Origin of the sequence: Clostridioides sp. ES-W-0018-02, from assembly GCF_020658175.1 — a bacterium.
Classification (GTDB): Bacteria; Bacillota; Clostridia; order Peptostreptococcales; family Peptostreptococcaceae; genus Clostridioides.
In genome coordinates, this window is record NZ_JACVVY010000001.1 from 964776 (window position 1) to 987425 (window position 22650).

General features: G+C 28.5%; 18 protein-coding genes and 1 riboswitch. Of the genes, 3 read left to right on the forward strand and 15 right to left on the reverse strand.

Annotated elements, in window-relative coordinates; genetic code table 11:
* Nucleotides 1-25: 25 nt before the first annotated feature.
* From pfkB to IC219_RS04345, 3 genes are all read right to left on the reverse strand, one after another.
* Nucleotides 26-943, reverse strand: a complete 918-nt coding sequence (gene pfkB, locus IC219_RS04335) for a 1-phosphofructokinase (protein ID WP_227830689.1) — start codon at nucleotides 941-943, stop codon at nucleotides 26-28.
* 174 nt (nucleotides 944-1117) lie between these two features.
* Nucleotides 1118-2896: a BglG family transcription antiterminator gene (locus tag IC219_RS04340; RefSeq protein ID WP_227830690.1), complete on the reverse strand. Its 1779-nt coding sequence runs from the start codon at nucleotides 2894-2896 to the stop codon at nucleotides 1118-1120.
* A gap of 11 nt (nucleotides 2897-2907) precedes the next feature.
* Nucleotides 2908-3648 carry a tyrosine-protein phosphatase gene (locus tag IC219_RS04345; protein WP_227835379.1) on the reverse strand — a complete coding sequence of 247 codons (741 nt, stop codon included), beginning with the start codon at nucleotides 3646-3648 and terminating at the stop codon, nucleotides 2908-2910.
* 292 nt (nucleotides 3649-3940) lie between these two features.
* On the opposite strand from IC219_RS04345, the gene ytvI reads away from it, so the two are divergent.
* Entirely contained in the window at nucleotides 3941-5002 is a 1062-nt protein-coding gene (ytvI, locus tag IC219_RS04350; RefSeq protein ID WP_227437315.1) for a sporulation integral membrane protein YtvI, read from the forward strand.
* A 65-nt stretch (nucleotides 5003-5067) separates the two neighbouring features.
* Here the strand turns inward: ytvI and IC219_RS04355 are convergent, their stop codons facing one another.
* A complete protein-coding gene (locus IC219_RS04355; protein ID WP_227830691.1) occupies nucleotides 5068-6321 on the reverse strand; it encodes a flagellar protein FliS in 1254 nt (417 codons plus the stop codon).
* A gap of 107 nt (nucleotides 6322-6428) precedes the next feature.
* Nucleotides 6429-8546, reverse strand: a complete 2118-nt coding sequence (locus IC219_RS04360; RefSeq protein ID WP_227830692.1) for a DNA topoisomerase III — start codon at nucleotides 8544-8546, stop codon at nucleotides 6429-6431.
* Nucleotides 8547-8974: 428 nt separating this feature from the next.
* Nucleotides 8975-9063, forward strand: a riboswitch (glycine riboswitch).
* Between the two features lie 187 nt (nucleotides 9064-9250).
* Between IC219_RS04360 and IC219_RS04365 the strand changes: the two genes are divergently transcribed.
* Nucleotides 9251-10618, forward strand: coding sequence for an alanine/glycine:cation symporter family protein (locus IC219_RS04365; protein ID WP_227437321.1), 1368 nt, complete (start codon nucleotides 9251-9253; stop codon nucleotides 10616-10618).
* A 181-nt stretch (nucleotides 10619-10799) separates the two neighbouring features.
* On the opposite strand, the gene IC219_RS04370 is transcribed toward IC219_RS04365, so the two are convergent.
* The 9 genes from IC219_RS04370 to IC219_RS04410 all read right to left on the reverse strand — a co-directional run bounded on the left by IC219_RS04370 (nucleotide 10800) and on the right by IC219_RS04410 (nucleotide 20775).
* A complete protein-coding gene (locus IC219_RS04370) occupies nucleotides 10800-11447 on the reverse strand; it encodes a class II aldolase/adducin family protein (RefSeq protein ID WP_227437322.1) in 648 nt (215 codons plus the stop codon).
* A gap of 17 nt (nucleotides 11448-11464) precedes the next feature.
* Entirely contained in the window at nucleotides 11465-12151 is a 687-nt protein-coding gene (araD, locus tag IC219_RS04375) for an L-ribulose-5-phosphate 4-epimerase (protein ID WP_227437324.1), read from the reverse strand.
* A 68-nt stretch (nucleotides 12152-12219) separates the two neighbouring features.
* Complete coding sequence (locus IC219_RS04380) at nucleotides 12220-13137, reverse strand: transketolase family protein (protein ID WP_227482770.1); 918 nt, start codon at nucleotides 13135-13137, stop codon at nucleotides 12220-12222.
* A gap of 2 nt (nucleotides 13138-13139) precedes the next feature.
* Nucleotides 13140-13961, reverse strand: coding sequence for a transketolase (locus IC219_RS04385; RefSeq protein ID WP_255606540.1), 822 nt, complete (start codon nucleotides 13959-13961; stop codon nucleotides 13140-13142).
* A gap of 13 nt (nucleotides 13962-13974) precedes the next feature.
* The gene (locus IC219_RS04390) at nucleotides 13975-15033 is read right to left on the reverse strand and encodes a galactitol-1-phosphate 5-dehydrogenase (protein ID WP_227830693.1); all 1059 of its coding nucleotides are present in this window, start codon (nucleotides 15031-15033) and stop codon (nucleotides 13975-13977) included.
* A 350-nt stretch (nucleotides 15034-15383) separates the two neighbouring features.
* Complete coding sequence (locus IC219_RS04395; protein WP_227432743.1) at nucleotides 15384-16790, reverse strand: PTS galactitol transporter subunit IIC; 1407 nt, start codon at nucleotides 16788-16790, stop codon at nucleotides 15384-15386.
* Nucleotides 16791-16978: 188 nt separating this feature from the next.
* The gene (locus tag IC219_RS04400; RefSeq protein ID WP_227432742.1) at nucleotides 16979-17281 is read right to left on the reverse strand and encodes a PTS sugar transporter subunit IIB; all 303 of its coding nucleotides are present in this window, start codon (nucleotides 17279-17281) and stop codon (nucleotides 16979-16981) included.
* Nucleotides 17282-17399: 118 nt separating this feature from the next.
* On the reverse strand, nucleotides 17400-17846 hold the full coding sequence (locus tag IC219_RS04405; protein WP_227432741.1) for a PTS sugar transporter subunit IIA: 447 nt from the start codon (nucleotides 17844-17846) through the stop codon (nucleotides 17400-17402).
* Nucleotides 17847-17877: 31 nt separating this feature from the next.
* A complete protein-coding gene (locus tag IC219_RS04410; protein ID WP_227482773.1) occupies nucleotides 17878-20775 on the reverse strand; it encodes a sigma 54-interacting transcriptional regulator in 2898 nt (965 codons plus the stop codon).
* Nucleotides 20776-21258: 483 nt separating this feature from the next.
* On the opposite strand from IC219_RS04410, the gene IC219_RS04415 reads away from it, so the two are divergent.
* Nucleotides 21259-21681: a DUF3284 domain-containing protein gene (locus IC219_RS04415; RefSeq protein ID WP_227432739.1), complete on the forward strand. Its 423-nt coding sequence runs from the start codon at nucleotides 21259-21261 to the stop codon at nucleotides 21679-21681.
* A 227-nt stretch (nucleotides 21682-21908) separates the two neighbouring features.
* On the opposite strand, the gene IC219_RS04420 is transcribed toward IC219_RS04415, so the two are convergent.
* Complete coding sequence (locus tag IC219_RS04420) at nucleotides 21909-22649, reverse strand: SIS domain-containing protein (protein ID WP_227482775.1); 741 nt, start codon at nucleotides 22647-22649, stop codon at nucleotides 21909-21911.
* Nucleotide 22650 lies beyond the last annotated feature (1 nt).

Here is a 22650-nt window from a genome sequence, read left to right on the forward strand (position 1 = left end):
TCTCTATATATTTTTTAGGTTATTTTTAAAATCTTTTAACAGATATTTCGTTTACTAATTTATCAATATATTTTCTTTCAGCTAAATCATATGAAAAAGCAGTTGCACTTCCTGAAGCTGCACCTAATTTAAGAGCATAATCATATTCACCAGTACTTAGATATCCAGATATAAACCCTGCTACCATAGAATCTCCTGCTCCTGCAGAATTTTTTACAGTTCCTTTTGGTACATCACTTATAAATACTTCATTATCTTCTGTAATCAGTAATGCACCATCTTTACCCATTGACACTAAAACATTTACAGCTCCCATTTCTTTTAACTTTTTAGCATACTTTACTATATCTTCATTTGAATTTAATTTAACACCAAATATTTCCTCTAGCTCATCATTATTAGGTTTAATTAGGAAAGGCTTATATTTTAATACATTAAGAAGAAGATTTTTTGTTGCATCTACAACAATTTTTATATTCTTTTCTTCTAGTCTAGACATTATATTTTCATATAATTTTTCATCTAAAGTAGATGGTATACTACCTGCCAATATTAAAATATCATCTTGATTTAATTTATCAAGTTTTTTATATAATAGGTTGATGTATTCATCACTTATATTGGGTCCTTGTCCATTAATTTCGGTTTCCTCTGACACTTTTATTTTTACATTTATTCTTGAAAAACCGTTTTTCAATTTTATAAAGTCTGTTTTTAATTTTTTTTCCTCCAATGTTTTTACTATATATTCACCAGTAAAACCACTTATAAAACCTAATGATGTATTGTCATGTCCAAGTTCTTTAAGTATACAAGACACATTTATACCTTTTCCTCCTGGATAAACGTATTCTTCATTTACACGATTTGTACTTCCTGTATTTAATTCATCTAATTCAACTATATAATCTATTGATGGATTTAATGTTACTGTATAAATCATTTTGCCACCTCTTTTTATTTATTTATCTTATGTTTATATCTTAACTCCATATTAATATCCCTGAAAGTCAAAAAATTTCTCTTAATTAAAAGAGAAATTTATCGTTTTTATCTTATTTAGTTTTATATTATCCAAATTTGCATGTGTATATACAACACTATGTTCTATATATATCTATTTAAACATGTTTACAAATTTTTCGAAATTGCTATTTTCACATATGCTTATAACTTTCGCTATGGAGTCTACTCTTTTGTATATGTTTGAAAATATAACTTCATAATCTAATATTTTATCTTTATCAAGTGCCAACATTATTATTAAGCGCACATCTGATATTTCCCAAGCAATTGGTTTTTTTAGTATTCCAATTGCTATTTTATTATCATAAACCTTTCCAATAGCTCCATGTGGTATAGATACCATGTTGCCTATTTCTGTTGTTGCTATTTTTTCTCTCTCAAAGTAAGAATTTTTCATGTCATCATCTATATAACCTTTTTGTACAAGTTCACTTGCCATAAAATCAATAACTTCTTCTTTATATTTAAAATCTAAGTCAGTAAAAAACAACGCACTATCAAATAAGTTTTTTATATCTAAATCCAAATATACATTTCCTGTTTCTATATATTTTTCAATTAATTTAATTTCCTTTTCACTCAACATTGGAGAGATGTTTATTACTGGTATATCACCTATTTCAATAGGTACAGTAGATATTACAAAATCAACATCTATAACCTTTACATATTCAACTAGATATGAAGGAATAACCTTTAATATTTCTAGCTTTTCTCTAAATATATTCTCTAATTTAGCTTTTATTAACATTGAGGTACCTATACCTGATGTACAAACTATTATCGCTTTGAAAACCTTATCTTTATTATTATAGGATGCCCTCTCAATAGCACCTCCTATATGTAGAGCTATATTTGCAACTTCATCTTCGTTGATTTCTATTTTTAAATCTTGTTCTATTGTTTTTTTAGCTATATTAGCTAACTCAAAGGCAAAAGGATACTTTATTTTAATATCTTGTGCTATTATAGGCGATTGATTCATGCCTAACTTTATTTTCTTACACAAGCTACTAATATGCTTATATAAATATTCTTCAAATATATCATCATTGCTTATATCTATTGACGTAGCTAGCTTTAAATTTTTACAAAACGTTCTTATCGAATTTATTATAATCTCTTTGTTCTGTTCATTTTCCAATATTGAACTTCTTTTGTTGCTATAAGTTTCTACATAGTCCTTTATAAACTCTCTTTCATCATACTTATGCCTGCTCAAAATAACTAATATATTATTTAATACATTCTTAAATTCTATATCAGTTAGTACTAATCCATTTTCATTTAATGCGTCTAATAGTATTTTTTTTATTATTAACTTTTTTTCTTTTATATCGTCATTTAAAAAATCATTTAGACTGAGTTGGTTGTCTCTCTTATTACTTAAATCAATTATACAATTTAATATCTTATCTTCATTTTCAGAGATACATATACCTTGTTTATGCTTAGATTTAACAGAAATTGAATACTTATCAAATATCCTCTTGACTTCTTTTAAGTCATTTTTTACTGTTGAAACACTTACATACATAGAATCTGCTAAATCTTCAAGCCTTATAGTATTTTTTTCTTCATTGCTTAAAGTTAGTATTTTTCTTATTATATATTCTACCCTATCTACATCATCATAAAGGTTACTATTTAAATTCACTTCATCAAAGCTTCCCTCTAACTTATAACCAACACCTCTTATTGATAAAATTTTACCATTTTTAAGCTGTTTGTTAATATCCTTTATTTCATTTTGTATAGTCTTTGAAGAACACCCTATTTCTTGGCTTAAGGCAAGTCCACTCATTGTATCTTTTGAATTTAACAGTATCTTTATTATATTTATCTGTCTAGCTGTTATATTTAAACTCATAAAATCACCTTTTACTCTAGATATTGATTTCTCAATTTTTTTATCTCTTCTTTATTTAAATTAAATTCTCCATATAGATACTCTTCTACACTATTGTATTCCTCATCAATTCTTCTAAAGGCTGTATTCATATATTCTTCATTTACACCAAATATATAATTTAATCTTTCTTTTGGAATATCTTTAAATTTAGGCTTACATTCTATAAACCTTTCTATTTCCTTATCTGCAAACTCATTGCTTTTTAGATAATCTTTCATTATATTTTCTCTTGATACACCCAAAATCATAAGAATTATAGCACTTCCTACACCAGTTCTATCCTTACCAGCTGTACAATGATTTAGTACTGGCAAATTAGAGTAATCTTTTATAAGTTCTACTAGCTTTTTATATGAAGGATTATTTACAGGTAGATTATAGTAGCTATTATTTAGCATATTAAACGCACCATCTTTTTCAAATAAACTCTCAATCATATCTTCGATAGAGCCAAAACGACCTCCTGATTCTTCTAATTCTCTCATTGCTGGAATTCTTATATTTTTTATATTTGATATTATTGTTGATGGATGTTTACGTGCCTCTTCATCACTCCTATAATCAAATACATATTTGATATTTAAGTCTTTTAAAATCTTTATATCATTCCTACTCAAATTTGACAACTTTGCAGACCTATAAAATAAACCATACTTTACAGTTCTACCATCCTCTGTTTTATTTCCACCTAAATCTCTAAAGTTTTTCATCTTACCACCTCTTAAAAATTCTCTATCATATGATAAGTTATCTACTATATTTAGCTCAAACATTATAAATTAATTTTATCACAATTTTATGCTATTTATTTAAAATATTTTTTCGTATTTGCTTAATAATTTTAAAATACAAAAGTATATCTTTATACAAAATTAACCTAAATTTTACATAATTTATTTACTACATAGAAGCTTTATAGTTTATAATCAATATACAGTAGTATATTTTATATAAATAAGACCATATTTAGAATAATATCAAATACATTGGAGGTTTTATATTATGGACATTCAAAAGCAAAAGAGCTTTATAATTAAATTTACATATGTAGTTTTAATAGCAAGTATTATATATGTTGTCTTAAAATTCTTATTTCCATTATTAATGCCTTTTGTGATTAGTTTTATCATTGCCTTTATTTTAAGACCTATTATAAAACTTATTACAGATAATACAAACTTAAACCGTACATTTATTTCTGCGGTAGTACTTTTAGCCTTTTATGGATTAGGAATATTTTTATTAGTTAGTTTTGGTGCAAAAATATTTGCAAGTATAAGCGACATATTTTTTAGACTTCCTGATATATATAAATCAGGTATACAGCCAACATTAAACACCTTATTTTCTAAGATAGATGCTAGTACACCTAATGTTAATCTAGCATTGATACTTGGTTGGGATAATATCAGTCAATCTATGATGTCTTTAGTTGCCTCTATTTCAACAAATGCACTTAATGCTATTGCAAGTATTGCAAGTAAAACACCTGCATTTATGTTGAAACTTATTATAACTTTAATTGCTTCTTTCTTCTTTACATTTGACTATCAAAAAATAGTGAACTTTATTTTAAGACAGTTTCCAGAAAAAAGTCAGACAATGATAATCAATATAAAAAATAGTAGTATCAATGCTATTTTAAAATTGTTAAAAGCATATGCCATACTACTATCAGTAACATTTGTAGAACTTCTTATTGGTCTTAATATCCTACAAGTTGAAAATGCATTTACTATATCTGTCATAGTTGCGCTTGTCGATATTTTACCAGTATTAGGCACAGGAAGTATCTTAACTCCTTGGATGATTATTTCATTAATCAATGGAAATATACATTTGGCAATAGGGCTTTTAATACTATACATCATCATAACTGTTGTTAGACAAATATTAGAACCAAAAGTAGTAGGACAACAAATTGGTCTGTATCCTTTAATAACACTAATGTGTATGTTTGTTGGTGCTCAACTATTTGGAATAGCTGGATTATTTGGCTTTCCTATTGCAGCTACAATCATTAAAAATCTACATGATAATGGGATTATTACTGCATTTAAATAACTTAAAATCAATATTTTATTTAAACTTAAAATAGTGAGATATGTATTATACATCTCACTATTTTTCTACTTTGCACATATAGTATCAATCATTTCTTTATATTCATTTTCATTATTTAAAAAATCAATATTTTTAAATTTTTTTCGCATCTTTTCTTTAATTTCCAATGAATAAGATATCGTATATGGAAGAAATCTCTCTATTTTTTTTATATATTCTATAGAAAAAAATTCAGCATTATAAGCTATAGAAAACAAAATCAACATTAAACAATCATTTTTTATCATGTCTGTTATAGCTTCATTTCTACTGTTAATTTTAAAGTTTTCTATTAATTCAATAGTAAAGTTTATTAACTTATTTGCAATTTCATCCAATAAACCCTTTTTTGACATCTCTGTCATAATAGTCTTATGATTACACTTTAAATCTTCTTTTATATCCTGTAAATCATCAGATATTTGTAATAAAAATCCATAACCAATACAAAACTTTACCTCTTCATTTGTCATAAGCCCATTTATTAAATATCCATCTACTAAAACAGATGAACCTCCCTTTTCAATAGAAATAGATAATATTTCGTCTTTATGCAAATAAGTCTCCTTATCCTGCTGTTTTAAACTCTTTACTTGGCTTTCAAATATTAATAACAATGACTCATATATTTCTTTAAAATCTTCTCTAGGATAAACCTCTTCAATATAATCTATCATCTGAGATACTTTACTTTCATGACAGTTATTAGGTTTAATTTTTTCTCCTAAGAGTCTTTTTTCTAACCAACGATTGAATAAGGCTTTATCCATTTCATTTGTCTTTGTATTATCTAAATAATTGTCTGTATATGGATATAACATACTATATGCAAAACTTGCTTTTGAATAATAGACATCTTTTCCAAATAATAATTGCAGTGCATTTGAAATCCATACATTTCTCATGGCCTGCATAATATCTTCTATAGGTAAATCATCATCAAATCCTCTAGCATCTCTGATAAATTGTTTTGTTATTTCTAAGAATTTTTTTCTATCTTCTACATTCATTTTCTCTAATTTAAAAATATTCTCTTTTTCTAGTGTTTTTTGCAAAAAAGCTTCACCTTTTTTTATCCACATTTTTCTTAGAACAACATCACTTGGACACTTTTCTAAGTGAACTGATACTTTATCTATCAATTTATCTAATTCACCTTCACACTTTTTTTGTGAATCTTCACTATATGTTTCTATTTCTTTACATAATTCGACACTTGAATTATTCCATATATCTTTACATTTGTCACAATAGCATTTAAATATATAATTTAATCTCATTTGACATCCCTACTTTCATGTCTAAACTATACCCTATATTATATCAGTACATATAACTAATATATAGTTAAAGTTATGATTGTGTATAATATTGCCATGAAAACTATTTATTTTTTCAACTTAGCTAAGGCTTCTGCAAATGGATTATTAAATACTTCTTGATTTTTATTTTGATTTTTTAGATATTGATTAACATCTTTCTTTGATGCTTTCTTTTTTTCCTCTTGTTTTCTTTTATTAAAAGAGGATAATTTTTCCCTGTACCCACAACTACAAGTAAATATTCTTCCTTCACCTTCACCACGAAGTTCTAATTTTTTATGACAATTAGGGCATCTTGAATTAGTTGTTTGTGATATGGTTTTTCTAGTATTACACTCTCTATCTTCACAAATTAACATTTTACCTTTCTTACCATTTACCTCTAGCATAAATTTACCACATTCTGGGCATCTATTTTTAGTTAAATTATCATGTTTAAATTTGCTATCACTACTTTTTACTTCTAATACAATAGCTTTTGAATAATCCTTCATATCATTTATAAATGTATTTTTATTAAGCTTCCCTTTTGAAATATCTAATAATTTCTTTTCCCACGATGCTGTAAGTTCTGGTGTCTTTAAGTCCACAGGAACTAAATCTAACAGTTGTTTTCCTTTTGATGTTATATATATATCTTTATTTTTCTTTTCCATCAAAAATGAATTGAATAATTTTTCTATTATATCTGCTCTAGTAGCAACTGTACCAAGTCCACTTTTCTCCATAGATGTTAAAAGTGTAGCCTCATTTAAGTATGGTGGTGGATTTGTCCTTCCTGAAGTCATCTTCAAGCTTTTAACTTTAAGAATATCTTTTTCCAACACATTTGGAATGCTTTCATATTCATCTTCATCATCCATATCTTTATAGCTTTCTTTCCAACCTAGATTTATTACTTTATTGCCTTTGGCTTTAAATGTCTCGCCCTCTATAGTTGCACTTATAGTTGTCTGTTCATATTCAAAGGGAGGACTTAATATTGCCAAAAACCTTTTTACGACAAGATTATATATTTTTCTTTCTTTATCTGTAAAATCACTCATAAACACTTTTTGCTCTGTTGGTATTATGGCATGATGGTCTGTTACTTTTGAATTATCAACAAAAGACTTATTAGATACAATATTACTTTTTAATAACTTATTACAAACCTTCGAATAATCACTAACATTTACAGCTTTTATTCTATCTTTTAATGTCCCAACAATATCCGAAGTTAGATACCTAGAATCAGTTCTAGGATAAGTAAGTACCTTATGGTGTTCATATAGTTTTTGCATTATAGATAATGTTTCTTTTGCTGAAAATCCAAACATTTTATTTGCATCTCTTTGTAATTCTGTTAAATCATAAAGCGCAGGTGAATATTTTTTCTTATATGATTTATTTACTTCAGATATTTTAACATCTAAATCTTTTACTTTTTTTGATACACCTTCCATCTTTTCTTTACTAAAAGTTGAGGAATTATTATTTTTATCATTCCAAATAAACTTTATATCTGAGTTGCCCTTTGTTGCAATTATCTCCAATCCATAATATTCTTTAGGTTTAAAATTTCTTATTTCTTCTTCTCTTTTCAATATCATAGCAAGAGTAGGAGTCTGCACTCTTCCACAAGAAAGCTGTGCGTTATACTTTGTTGTTAAAGCTCTAGTTGCATTTATTCCAATAATCCAATCGGCTTCTGCTCGTGCTATTGCTGAATAGTACAAATTTTCATATTCTTTACCACTTTTTAGTTTTGCAAAACCTTCTTTTATTGCTTTATCTGTACTTGAAGAAATCCAAAGACGTTTTAAAGTTTTTTTTACTTGAGATTTCTCTATTATCCATCTTGCTACAAGTTCTCCTTCTCTCCCTGCATCTGTTGCTATAACTATTTCATCTATATCATTTCTGTTCATTTGAGCCTTCACTGTATTAAACTGCTTTCCACTTTTTTTTATTACAACAGTCTTTAGATACTTAGGAAGTATTGGTAAATCTTCTAAACTCCATGATTTGTATCTTTCTCCATAACTTTCAGGGTCAGCAAGTGTAACCAAATGACCTAGTGCCCAGGTAACAATATACTTTGGTCCCTCTATATATCCATTTTTTTCATTTTTTGAACCCAAAACTTTTGCTATATCTCTTCCCACAGAAGGTTTTTCTGCTAGTACTAATATTTTTCCCATTTTAAAATACTTCCTTTCTCTTTCTCCAATCTTACACTACACTTAAAAGCTAAATAAATATACTTTTTCTTAACATTGTAACTATAATATTACCATAATTAAATCAATTCTAATTAATTATTTAATATTTTCTTCTTTTTTTATCACAAACCTATATTTAATTTGATTTACACACCTACTATCCTATTTATTTTTACGTATATTATTTAAATTTGTAAGTTTATAATTCGTAATTAGACTTATATTTTTATATTTTTTTCCTGTTTTTAAATTTTTTAGTTGACAAAACACAAAACCTTATATTAATATTATTAATACAATAAGCTATGACAAATCAATATCCGGTTAAGATTTTATAGAAGAGTTGCCATATGGCACACCGAAGGAGTAACACTCTCAGGTACTTTTTTAAAGTAGGACTGTAAAATTTACGGAACTCTGGAGAGACCCATTATGGGCGCCGAAGGGGCAAGGCATTTGTGCTCAATCTCTCAGGCAAAAGGACAGGGATTATCTACCAAAACTAGTATTATTAATACTTTTATTTTGGTTGCTAATTAGTGTATATCCAGAGCTGAATCTATTTTAGATTTAGCTTTTTTTATTACACTAGAAATTATTAATAAATTATACTAATTTCCTGTCAATTACTTCATTAAAAATTCTATTGATTGTGTAAAGCAAAAAAATGAGGGAGTGTTTTTATGAATCTAATTGATATTTTAAACAAAGTTGATGCTTTTATTTGGGGACCGCCCCTGTTGGTACTACTAGTTGGTACTGGTATATTACTTACTGTTAAACTTGGCGTTGTGCAAATAACAAAACTTCCACGTGCTCTTAAGCTAATATTTGCTGCTGAAAATAAAGGTAGTGGTGATGTTTCAAGTTTTGCAGCTTTATGTACTGCATTGGCTGCTACCGTTGGTACTGGTAATATCGTTGGTGTTGCCACAGCTATTAAAGCTGGTGGACCTGGTGCACTTTTTTGGATGTGGATAGCTGCATTCTTTGGGATGGCTACTAAATACTCAGAAGGTGTCCTTGCAATAAAATACAGAACTAAAGATAAAAATGGTCAAGTATCTGGTGGACCTATGTACTACATAGTAAATGGTATGGGAGAAAAATGGAGACCTCTTGCAATATTCTTTGCTATAAGTGGTATATTAGTTGCACTTTTAGGAATAGGTACTTTTACTCAAGTAAATTCAATAACAGACGCTATCAATAGTAGCTTTGGAGTGGACCCTAGAATTACAGGTGTTGTACTAGCAGTATTTGTAGCTTTAGTTGTATTTGGAGGTCTTAAAAGTATATCTAATGTTGCTACTAAGATAGTACCTTTTATGGCAGTTATCTATATTGTAATCTGTGGAGTCATTTTAATATCTTATTGGAATAAAATACCTGAAACTTTTGTATTGATAATTAAAAGTGCATTTACACCTACTGCTGCAACTGGTGGTTTTCTAGGTGCAACTATGTCACTAGCAATTAGAAATGGTATCGCCCGTGGTGTATTTTCAAATGAATCTGGTTTAGGTAGTGCTCCAATAGCAGCTGCTGCAGCTAAAACTGAGTGGCCAGCAGAGCAAGGACTTATCTCTATGACAGGAACTTTTATAGATACTATTATAATCTGTACACTTACTGGATTTTCTCTTGTTATATCAGGTGTTTGGTGTTCAGACTTAAATGGTGCTGTTATGACTCAAGCAGCTTTTAATGGTGCTATTCCTACATTTGGACCAATATTACTTACAGTTAGCTTAACATTATTTGCATTCACTACAATTTTGGGGTGGAGTTATTATGGAGAAAGATGTTTTGAATTCCTATTTGGTGTAAAAGGTATGAATGGATATAGAACTGTATTTGTAGCTATGGTATTATTAGGTGCATTCTTAAAGTTAGAAGTAGTTTGGATAATTGCTGATATTGTAAATGGACTTATGGCAATACCTAACTTAATAGCTTTGCTTGCACTATCACCTATAATAGTATCTGAAACTAAAAAATACTTTGAATATATAAATTCTCCAGAAAATCAACTAAAAAGAAATGCATAAGTAGAAATATATAAATAAAAAATATAAAACCCTAAACCAATATAAGAATCGATTTAGGGTTTTATATTATTTTTGTTTTAAATGAATATATCAGATTAAATATATTTACTTAGGAAGTACTACACTATATAAAGAAGCTAATATCTATTATAGTTCATCTATTTAATTTAAATCATCCTAATTAAAATTTTATTTCATCTGGATATTTCCATGCTTTAAATTCATTAATATCTACTGCCTTAGGTTCTTTAAATTGATTTAATACTAAAGACCTATAGTATATTTCTGCTACTTCTTCTACATATCTCGATTTTAACAAAGCATCTTCAAGGTCATTACTTACAGTTGTCAATCCATGCCTTTCTAATAAACATGCATCCGTATCTAATAATAACTTTGAAACACTTTTGGCTAGTTCCAAAGTCCCTGGTCTTTCATATGGAGCTATGTCTACATAACCACCATAATTAACTGACTCATATACAATTGGTATAATTGGTTTATTTGCCACTGAAAATGCTGTTGCATAGAGAGAATGTGTATGCGATATAGCATTTACATTTGCTCTCACTTTGTATATTTCAATATGCATTAGTACCTCACTACTAGGTTTAATACCTTTCTCAGCTTCTATTACATTCCCATCCAAGTCTAATACACAAATGTGTTCTGTCTTCAATTCTTCTCTTCCTATACCTGAAGGTGTTATAAGTATATATCCAGTATCCTTATCTCTAATGCTAAAATTACCAGCTTTTTCCTTACACAAGCCATAATTCTCTGCTTTAATTGCTACTTCTACAATTTTAACTTTTAAAGATTCTAGCATAATTTACCTCCAGATAGTTATTTTTGACCATAGTATGCATTTTTACCATGTTTTCTTGAAAAATGCTTGTTCATAAGTAATCTATCCATAGTATTCTCAGGACTCATTAATTCTGTATAATATGCCATCTTTGCAACTTCTTCTAAAACCACTGCATTATGAACAGCCTCTTTTGCATTTTTACCCCAAGTAAAAGGACCATGGTCATTTACAATTACTCCTGGACAGTGTATTGGGTTTTTCCCCATAAATTCTTCAACAATTACATTACCAGTTTCTCTTTCATACTCACTACTTATTTCTTCTCGAGTCATTTTTCTAGTACATGGTATACTTCCATAAAAATAGTCTGCATGAGTAGTCCCACATGCTGGTATAGATTTACCTATTTGAGCCCAAGTTGTAGCCCAACTTGAATGTGTATGTACTATACCTCCTAATTCCTCAAACTCTTTATATAAAACTAGATGAGTTGGAGTGTCTGAAGAAGGTCTTAATCTACCATCTACTATATTCCCATCTAAATCAACTACTACCATATCTTCTACAGTCATCTTATCATACTCAACACCACTTGGTTTTATTACTACTAACCCTTTTTCTCTATCTATTCCACTTACATTTCCCCATGTATAAGTGATTAATCCTCTTTTAGGTAATTCCAAATTTGCTTTTAATACTTCTTCTTTTAGAGTCTCTAACATTCTGATTCCTCCTATATTTTTTTGATAAAATTTATTTTTAGTTTGCTTTTATTATTGATTATATTTATTTAGAATGATTTTGCAGTACTAACTATATTTTCTACAGTCAATCCATAATAGTTTAATAGAGATTCTGGATTTCCTGATTGACCAAATTCATCATTTATACCTATCCTCTTTACTACAACAGGGTATTTCTCGCTTAAAACTTCTGTAACAGCAGAACCTAATCCACCTATTACACTGTGTTCCTCTACAGTTACCACCTTACCAGTATTTTTAGCTACCTCTACTATAAGTTCACTATCAATTGGTTTTATAGTTGATATATTAACTACCATAGCTTCAAGTCCCTCTTTACTTAATAATTCAGCAGATTTAATAGCTTTTGAAACCATTATTCCAGTTGCAATTATAGCTACATCTGAACCTTGTCTAAGAATCTCGCCCTTTCCAATTTTGAAATTATAATCATCATTATGTATATCTTCAGTAGTTGCTCTTCCAAGTCTTAGATATACAGGACCATTGTAATCTACAGCAGAAAATATAGCTTTCTTTGCTTCTATTCCATCAGCAGGATTTAATACAACCATATTTGGTATACCTCTCATTAAAGATATATCTTCTATAGCTTGATGGCTTCCTCCATCTTCTCCTACTGTTACTCCTGCATGAGTAGCTGCTATTTTAACATTTAAGTTTGGATATGCCACAGAGTTTCTTATTTGTTCATAAGCCCTTCCTGCTGCAAATATTGCAAAAGTACTTGCAAAAGGTATTTTTCCACAAGTAGCAAGACCTGCTGCTGTACCAATCATGTCACCTTCTGCTATCCCCATATCAAAAAATCTATCTGGAGCAACTTCTTTAAATGATATACTTTTTGTAGCTTTTCCTAAGTCTGCATCCAATACTACTATATCTTTATTTTCTGCAAGTTCTTTTAACACTTGTCCGTAAGCTTCTCTAGTTGCTATTCCCATTCCTATAGACCTCCTTCTAAATCTTTCAATGCTTGTTCTGCTTGTTCTGCATTTGGAGCTGTTCCATGCCATGCAGCATTATTTTCCATAAATGAAACACCTTTACCTTTTACAGTCTTAGCTATTATTACTGTTGGTTTTCCTGTAACTTTTTTAGCTTCATCTATTGCATTTCCTATTTCATCAAAACAATGTCCATTTATTAGTATTACATTCCATCCAAAAGATTTAAATTTGCCATCTACTGGACTAACATTCATTACTTCTTCATTAGAACCATCTATTTGCAATCCATTTAAGTCAACAAATGCAATTAAATTATCTAATTTATAATGTGATGCTGTCATTGCAGCTTCCCATATTTGTCCTTCTTGAATCTCGCCATCTCCTAAAATAGTGTATACTTTATAGCTTTTATTATCTAATTTACCAGCTAATGCCATACCATTTGCAGCAGATAAACCTTGTCCAAGAGAACCAGTAGACATATCTACTCCTGCTACCTTTTTCATGTCTGGATGTCCTTGTAACTTAGAAGTAAATTTTCTTAAACTTATTAAATCCTTTTTTTCAAAATAACCTCTTTCTGCCAAAGTTGCATATAATGCTGGTGCAGAATGCCCTTTTGATAATACAAATCTATCTCTATCTTCATCATTAAATTTTATAGGGTCTATATTCATTTTTTCAAAATACAATACAGTTAATATATCTACTATTGACAGCGAACCTCCTGGGTGTCCAGACTTAGCTTCTGTTATACTTTTTATAATACTTATTCTTATGTTTTTAGCTATTTGTTTTAGTTTTTTATTCATTTTTATACCTCTTAAATTTTTATATTTCTACTAGGATTTTATTAAAATTTATTTCTCTGTTTGCCATTTTACGCAGAAATTCTCCTACCTCATTAAGACCTATTTTATGTGAAATCATTGGTGTAAAAATAATATCTCCTTTTCCCATAAAATCTAATGTTGCGGTCCATGCTCTTCCAGGATAAGGACTTGTATATGAATTCCAAGAACCTTTCAAAGTAAGTTCTCCACGTAATATGCTCTCCGTAGCTTTTGCACTAAGTGGTAGTTCTGTATGCGAAATACCTACAAATACTATAGTTCCTCTTTTTTTTGCTATAAGTAGAGATCGCTCTTGAGTAAACCTACTACCAGCAGTCTCTATGACAATATCAGCACCACCATTAGTTATTTTTTTTATTTCTTCAATTGCATCTACTTCTTTTGAATTTACTGTATAGTTCGCTCCTAGACCTTTAGAAAGTTCTAGCTTTTCATTGAAAATATCAACAGCTATAATTTTAGATGCTCCAAAAACCTTTGCCCATTGTAAAGCAAACTGACCTATTGGACCACACCCTAGTACAACTACACTATCTCCTACCTTAATATCTGCTTTTGCAATCCCATGATATGCTATAGTTGCTGGTTCAATTCCAGCAGCAGTTTCATAATCTAATGTATCTGGTAATTTTAAAACATGCTCTTCAGGAACTTTCACATACTCTGCTAAAGCTCCATTTACTCTTGTCCCAATTATATTGTAGTCATTACATAATCCGAAATTCCCCTCTTTACAATAACCACATTCTCCACAAGGAACTAATGGGGCAACAGCTACTCTATCTCCTACTTTAATACTCTTTACTTTTGACCCTACTTTAGCAACTTCACCAGAAAACTCATGTCCTAAGATTAATGGATATGCTGTACCTCCACTCAATCCACTAACCATAGACCTAGGTAAATCCGAGCCACATATTCCAACATATTTAACATTTACAAGTACTTCTCCATCTGTTATTTCTGGTATATCAACCATTTCATATCTAACATCACCTATATCGTATAGTACTGATGCTCTCATCTTATTTGCCATATAAACCTCTCCCTTCATGCTATACACTTATATATAGCAATATTTATGCCATACAAAAAACAAATAATTCATATCTACAAATACCTTACATACAAAGCATTTTGACAGTGTATAATACATTTTATAAAATCAAATTACATTATTGTATAAATATAAAAAAATATGTTTTAAATAACAAAATAAAATTCATAAAATTAATAGTTGAGCACAATAAAACAGAATCCTAATATTTATCAAAATAAAAAGAAATCTACATTTCATTTATAGATTTTCAGATAATCTCTGATACTCCTATAAAATCAATTATAGATTTCTTGATTCATTGTATTCTTATATTTAATAAACTTAAGCTATGCTACTACAGGTTCTTCTGCAACATTTTTAAGTGCTTGTTTTTCTAAATATTCAAGTATACTTGTTTTATTCTTTCTAAATAATGCCCATAAGACAAAATAAATTACAACTGCTAATCCTATATAAATTGGATTTGCACTTAAGAATGCAAAGAACACTAATCCCATCAAAGGTTTTCCTAGTATATTGAAACTTGTTATAAGCATAGCTCCAGCTGGTATAGCAACACCTACACTTGTAGCCATATCTGTAAATAATGGAGCTGTAGATGTACATATATATAATCCTAATCCAAACCATATTATACCTGAAACTATTACTTTTGGTATATTACCATTATGTACTGCAACTAAACCTTGTACCATATATGGAATTGCAAGTAAGTCTACAACTGGTAATACCTGATTCCCTGGAAGTATCATAGCTACTACAAGCATTATTGGAATTAAGATAAGACCTGATATTAAAGTTGCAGGTTCACCATATCCCACAGCATCATTTACTGCTATATACCACTCGCGATTTCCAGCTTTTTGCATAATCTTTCTAGCAGCTTCTGTTATAGGTGCAAATGCTTGAGCAAACATACTTGCTACTTTTGGGAATATTGCCATAACAGCACTTGTAGATATACCAACTTTCATTATTTCTCCCCAAGCTTCCATAGTAGTTATTCTAGTCATATTACCTAGTATACCAATAAACATACCCAAGAAAAGACCTAGAGTAATCGGCTCACCTAAAAATCCTAATTTCTTTTCTAATTCTTTAGGGTTTAACTTTATTTTATTTAGTCCAAGTTTGTTATATATAGGGTCTGCAAATACTGCAAAGACAGAAGCTTCAACATTGTGCATAGCTATTATTGTACAATTAGGATATCTATAATAACTAGACCATCTCTTTGCAACTAATTCTGATATTAATAAACTGTATAAGTTTAACAAGACCATACATCCTATACCTAAAGGGAAATTGCCTGTCACTCCTATTACCATTGCTCCCCAAACCATATAGGAATAATTATTCCATAAATCTGATGGTTGGAATACATCTGTCCACTTTACTAAAAATAAAATAGTTTGCAATAATATTCCAAGACCTAAGTATATCATACCTGCACTTGTTGAAAATGCAACTAATGATGTAGCTTGCCAACCAACATCAAACACAGGTAAATTTACTCCTGTACTATCTACCATTCTATTAATTACTGGTGTTATTATTGGTGTAAATGAATTTAATATTAACGTAAAACCTTGCAAAGCAACACCTGCATATACAGCTGAAAGAAACGATTTCTTAGTAGTCACTTTAAATATTTTTGCTATTATGAATATTATAATTGGAACTATAATTGCAGAACCAAATGTATCGATTATAGATTTCATAAATGTTAACATCTTTTACCCTCCTATTTCTAAACATTTATCAAATTAATTAAATATGTCTAAATAAATATCTTTTTGTTGTCATTTTTATTCTAATAAATTCTTAAATGATGCCACTTTAATTAAATTTATTTTGATAGTAGTTATTTGAATAATAGTTTATTATAGTATCTAAATTATTAATTTAAATACTATAAACACTATTTATTTAAACTATCAATAACCTTTAAAACTTCTTCAAAGAATGCATCTTCTCCTATACCAGTAAGACAAGCAAATGCATTTATAGTTGGTATTCCGTAATCACCTGATTGAAGTGGGCTTGTAAATGTTATAAAATCAAATCTTCCTGATTGTGCCAAATTTAATGCTTCTGTTGGTCTAGCCTCTGTTGTTGTAATAGATATACCCTTATCTCCTAATACTTCTTTTAATTTACCTGCCACCATTGATGATGTAACTGTTCCTGAACCACATACTGATAATACATTAAATTGTTTCATAATAATTTCCTCCTAATATTATATTTAAGTTTTATTTTATATAAATTAAATTGCTCAAAAGTTAATACTGCTTTTAAGTTTCTAATTTTCTATTATTTACTTCTAAAACATCTTTTCATTATATTTCTATAAAATTTAATAATTCAGCTACTTCTTCTTTTGTTGATGCATTTTTTATATCTCTCAACAGCTTTATATTCTGAAAAACTGACATTAAATCTTTTAATAATTTTACTTGAGAGTCTGGATTCTTTACTGCTAGTAAAAATACAAGCTCCACATCTAATTTATCTGTTGGGTCTATCATTGAATTAAATTTTACTGGATTTTTCAATATTCCTACAGCTACATTAGATTCATTTACATGTTGTGAGTCTGTATGTGGAATCGCAACACACATTTCTCCAATATTAAGCCCTGTAGGTAATGTTTTTTCTCTTTTCAAAACGGCATTTATATATGTATTTTTTACATATTTTTTTTGATACATTTTATTTCCTAATTCTCTGATAATACTTTCATAATCATTAGCTTCTAAGTCTAATGATATTAAATCTACATTCATTACTCTAACTCCTCTCAAATTGTTGCTATATCTATATATTTTTAAATTTATCAAATATAATCTTCTTAAAATCTTCTTTATCAAAACACTGTTTAGCACTATTCATAAACTTTTCATCTTTTAAAATTTCAAGAACATTCTTAACAATATCTTTATCATTAGTCTTAAAAACTGGCATAAATACAAAATTCACATTGCCTACACCCCAGTCAATAGGGTTTTTTAATTTAATAAAAACAAATCTTGTACTATTTACTGTAGAAGAATCTCCATGAGGTACACCTGTAGCCCCTTTAGAATAGGTTGGAAGCATTTCTTCTCTATGTAGAACTGAATCCAAATAATCTTTTTCCACATATCCTTTATTGATAAGAATTGAACATACATATTCTAGTAAATCCTTTTTAAAATATATATCTGGCTCAAATATTACTAAATCCTCATCAAGCATTCTTCCATATCCTTTAATTTGACTATCATCTTGCTTTTTTGAAAGATAGATATCTAGGTTTTTAAAAACATCTTTATTATATGGAATAAAATTTATGCCTGGTATTTTGGGATTTATTGTACCAACAATGGCTAATATATTATTTTTTTCTCTTAATTTTTCAATTTTATAGGGAAGATTCTCATCCAAAGCACTCATTTGATAACATTTAGTATTGTTGTACTTTTCTTCTAATGTTTTGCTTATGTACTTAGCGGTTCCCTCTCCAGTAAGACATAGGGCTACAATTGCATTGGTTTTATCTATATGCTTTTCCAGTTCATAATTATATCCCATCCTATCTTTTACAAGAGAAAAAAACATTTCATCAAGTTCTTCATCTCCCATAGAAACTTTCCTAGCTGCTTCTAATGCCATTAAAAGATCTACTCTATCAATAGTTTTAGTATTTATGTTAGTTCTCTTATTTACTATTTGTCCTATATTTGTAAGTGACCCAATATCAACTAGAAATAATATTCCTTTCCCTTGGTCTATTATTTTTGACAACTCCACCGCCTTGTTATATATATTCATTGGTTTTTCATCTAAAGGCATGTCTATGGCCACAGGAAATTTTACTCCCAAAAGCTCTTTAACAACATTTACAGTTTCTGTAGCTATACGACCATGAGAGATTATTATCAATCCAACTTTATCTTTTTTTACTTCATTCTTTAGGGCTGATTTTATATAAAGTGTTATAAATCCAATCTCATCTTCTGGAATCTTAATTTCATTTGTATCTTCAATTTTTATTGCAAAGCGTTTTGCTATTTCATATTCTTTTGAAAAATCTATTTTTATTTTTTCTAAGTTTACATTTATTATCTTTTGATTTAGTTTAATCCTTTTTATTGCTTCTTCTAAATGTATTGCTAGATATTTAAATGCATTTTTATTTACTTCTAAATTAGTATTTTTTTCAATTATATTATTCATTAGCTCTTTTACCAGTTTTACTAGACTATCACTTACAAAGCTATTTAAATCACTCATTGAGAAGATTTCTTCATCGTTTTCTAGATTAAACTTTATGTCAGCAAATCTATTTAAAACAAAAGTCCATAAAATGTTTTCTATGTCAATATCTTCAATATCTAGAGACTTTAAATCATAATATTTCTTTTCAATTGTTTTATATATATCCTCTGGTAATATGTACTCATCATTCACAATATTTTCTTTTATTGAGGATTCCTCTACATTAAATGGTATAAATATAGCATTTTTTAAATACTTTCTTATTTCTGTGTATTCAACCTCTTGAAAAGCAGCATCTTTGAAAGAATCCTTAAGCTTTAAAACTTCATTTATATCTACTACTACTATTGATTCACAATCTTCATCTTTAGAATTTATAAACTTCATAAAAGCTCTTGCACAAAGAACCTGAATCATATTTTGTAATTGCCCTATATTTCCACTAAATTTTTTTAATGCAAGTATTTCAATCACATTTTTATCTACAAATATTTTTGCATTTATTCTGTTACACTCTTGTTGAAAGATATTGTATATAAGGTCTATTTTTTCTTTTAGCAGTCTATCATGTAATGATGGTAATGTTATTAGCATTGGTATTCTTCTTCTAAATGTCAACAATAAATTAGTCTCTACGTTTTCAGTAGTTGCTCCAATCAGTATCATGCTTACCTTTCTTTCAGCATTAGTTTCACCTAATCTTCTAAATTTGCCTCTGTCTAAAATAGAAAATAGTATTTCTTGACCTTTTGGAGGTAATCTATGAATTTCATCTAAAAATAAAACTCCTCCATCAGCTTCTTCTACAAGACCTGGTGTATCATATTCAGCTCCTGTAAATGCACCTTTTTTATATCCAAATAATAAAGATAACAATAATTGTGGATTATCACTGTAATCAGCACAGTTAAATACAACAAAATTAGAATTTTCTTTTATTACCTTTTTTTTCTTTGCAAACTCATACATATGTTTAGAAAATAAACTCTTACCAACTCCACTTTCTCCTACAATTAAAGTGGGAAGACCTTTTGGAGGATACAATATAGCAGACTTTGCTTGTTCTACAGCATTTCTAAGACTTCCCTTATTTCCAATCAAAGTTTCAAACGGGTCGCTTGATTTTTCTTCAATTACCTCTACGATTTCCATTTCTAAACTTTCTTTAGGTAAAATTTCCTCTACAACTCTTCTTGATATATTGAATCCTTCTGTCATCAACTCTCTGGTAATTTCTGAAATAGAAATATCCTTGCTGTTTTGCAATATTGCTGAAATCGCTGACTTTAAATAAGGATATCTTCTTTGTCTCGAATTACTTATATTGAGTTCTTTCCTTAGATTAGTTATATTTTCTCTAGTTGTATTTAAAAACTTTGCTATTTGAACATCTGTTAGTGGGTCTTTTTTATTTTCTGTATTTATGATGTTTACAAGTTTATCTCTCAACTCCATGCTTGATAACTCCTTTCTTGATAAATATATAAGCAACTATCATGCCATACTTATTTCAATACTTTTTTTCTTTGCAACGCTTGTAAATGACTACTTTTTCATAAGCATTCATACATTTTGATAAACATTTGCTTTTTGTACATTTAGTAATTTACTAAATGTATTAACTGTTTTTGATTGCTGATATTATAATTCATAATATAGATTATCATATAAATTAGTTATAAAATTAGGATTGAAAAGTTTATTTAATTAGATATAATATTATATATCTACTCAACAAAGAATTTATGAACCCTTATGCTTTTAACACTTTCTGTTTTTAAATTTTAATTCGATATAATAGTATTTTATTAAATGCTCATATACACAGTAATTTAATCATATCTCTAACTGAGGCATGACTTTATATGACATATTATACTATTTTATTTATAAAAATAATTTACAAGTATTAAAATTACACACAGAGAGGAAAATAATATGAAAACATTTAAATCTGAAGCTTTATTGAAATACTCTGCAAAAGATATATTTAATATATTTATAAAATCTGCAAGACTAAATTTCCCTAATTTTAACGAGAAGAGGGCGGTAGGTACATTTGTACAACAAAAAAATAATAAAAGATTTAAGGTTGAAATAACTAATTTTGAGAAGAATAGAATATATGAGATAAAAACAAGCAATAACAGAGAAAGTTTTATTACTAGATATGAACTTATACATATTGATTTAGAAAATACAAAACTTATTTTCACTGAAAGTGAAAGTGATAGAAATATATTTGGAAAAATTAATTCACTTATTGTAAGAATCTTATTTGGAAAAAGACAACCAGATGAATTTAATAATTTTATAAAAAAATTAGAACTAGAACTAGCAAATAAAAAGATTAATTCATAAATATAAATTAAATACTATTGTACTTAAAAACAATTAAATATATTTATTATAGAAATTAAATAGTTAAATAATTTATACTATAAGATAAATAAGGAGTACTTTTAATTATCTTTATTCTATGCAATTACCTAATAATAAAAGCTGTAGATTTTACCTACAGCTTTTTTAGATACTACTTATTTACATTGTTAAGACCTTTTGAATCTTATTGAAATACTTTATTCGCCTTAATACTCATAGTAGATTACATCTTTATACTCATCAAAAATCTTCTTATTTAACTCATCTCCACCGTCTATATTTGCACTATAAAAAATTGGTGGATTCTTTAACCCTCTATTAACTAACTCTTGAGTAACTTGAGCTATAATAGAATTCATAACAGTGGTTGCAATTACAGTAGACGTTGGACTAACTTTTTGATTTAGTCCATCTATGTCTACACAGGCATCTCCCTTTTGACCATGATTATCTATTACTAAATCACACACCTCATAAAGATTTTTTCTTGAAGAATGTCTTGAAGATACGCTCTTTGAATAACTTAAATTAGTTATACATATTACTGTTGCCATCTTTTTTTTAGCTTCTATAGCAAACTCTATACTTACTGGATTTCTACCAGATACTGAGTGAACTATAACTACATCTCCTTCTTTAATTGGAGTCTTATCAGCTAGAGCTGCACCATATCCTTCTAGCCTTTCCATCTTACTAGTGTGAGTTATCGGTGCTGTATCTAGCATTAGAGACTTTGCAAATACTGGATTTATAAGAACACAGCCACCTGCCCTGTAGAATAATTCTTCTGTTAGTATTCCTGCATGTGAAGCCCCAAAGGAAAATATAGCACTTTTGTTTTCTATTGCCTCAACAAGGATTTGTACTGCTTTTTCCATATTGACTTTTTCTTCATTTTCTATTATGTCAATTAATCTTTTTATCTCATCTATGTATTTAAATTTCATA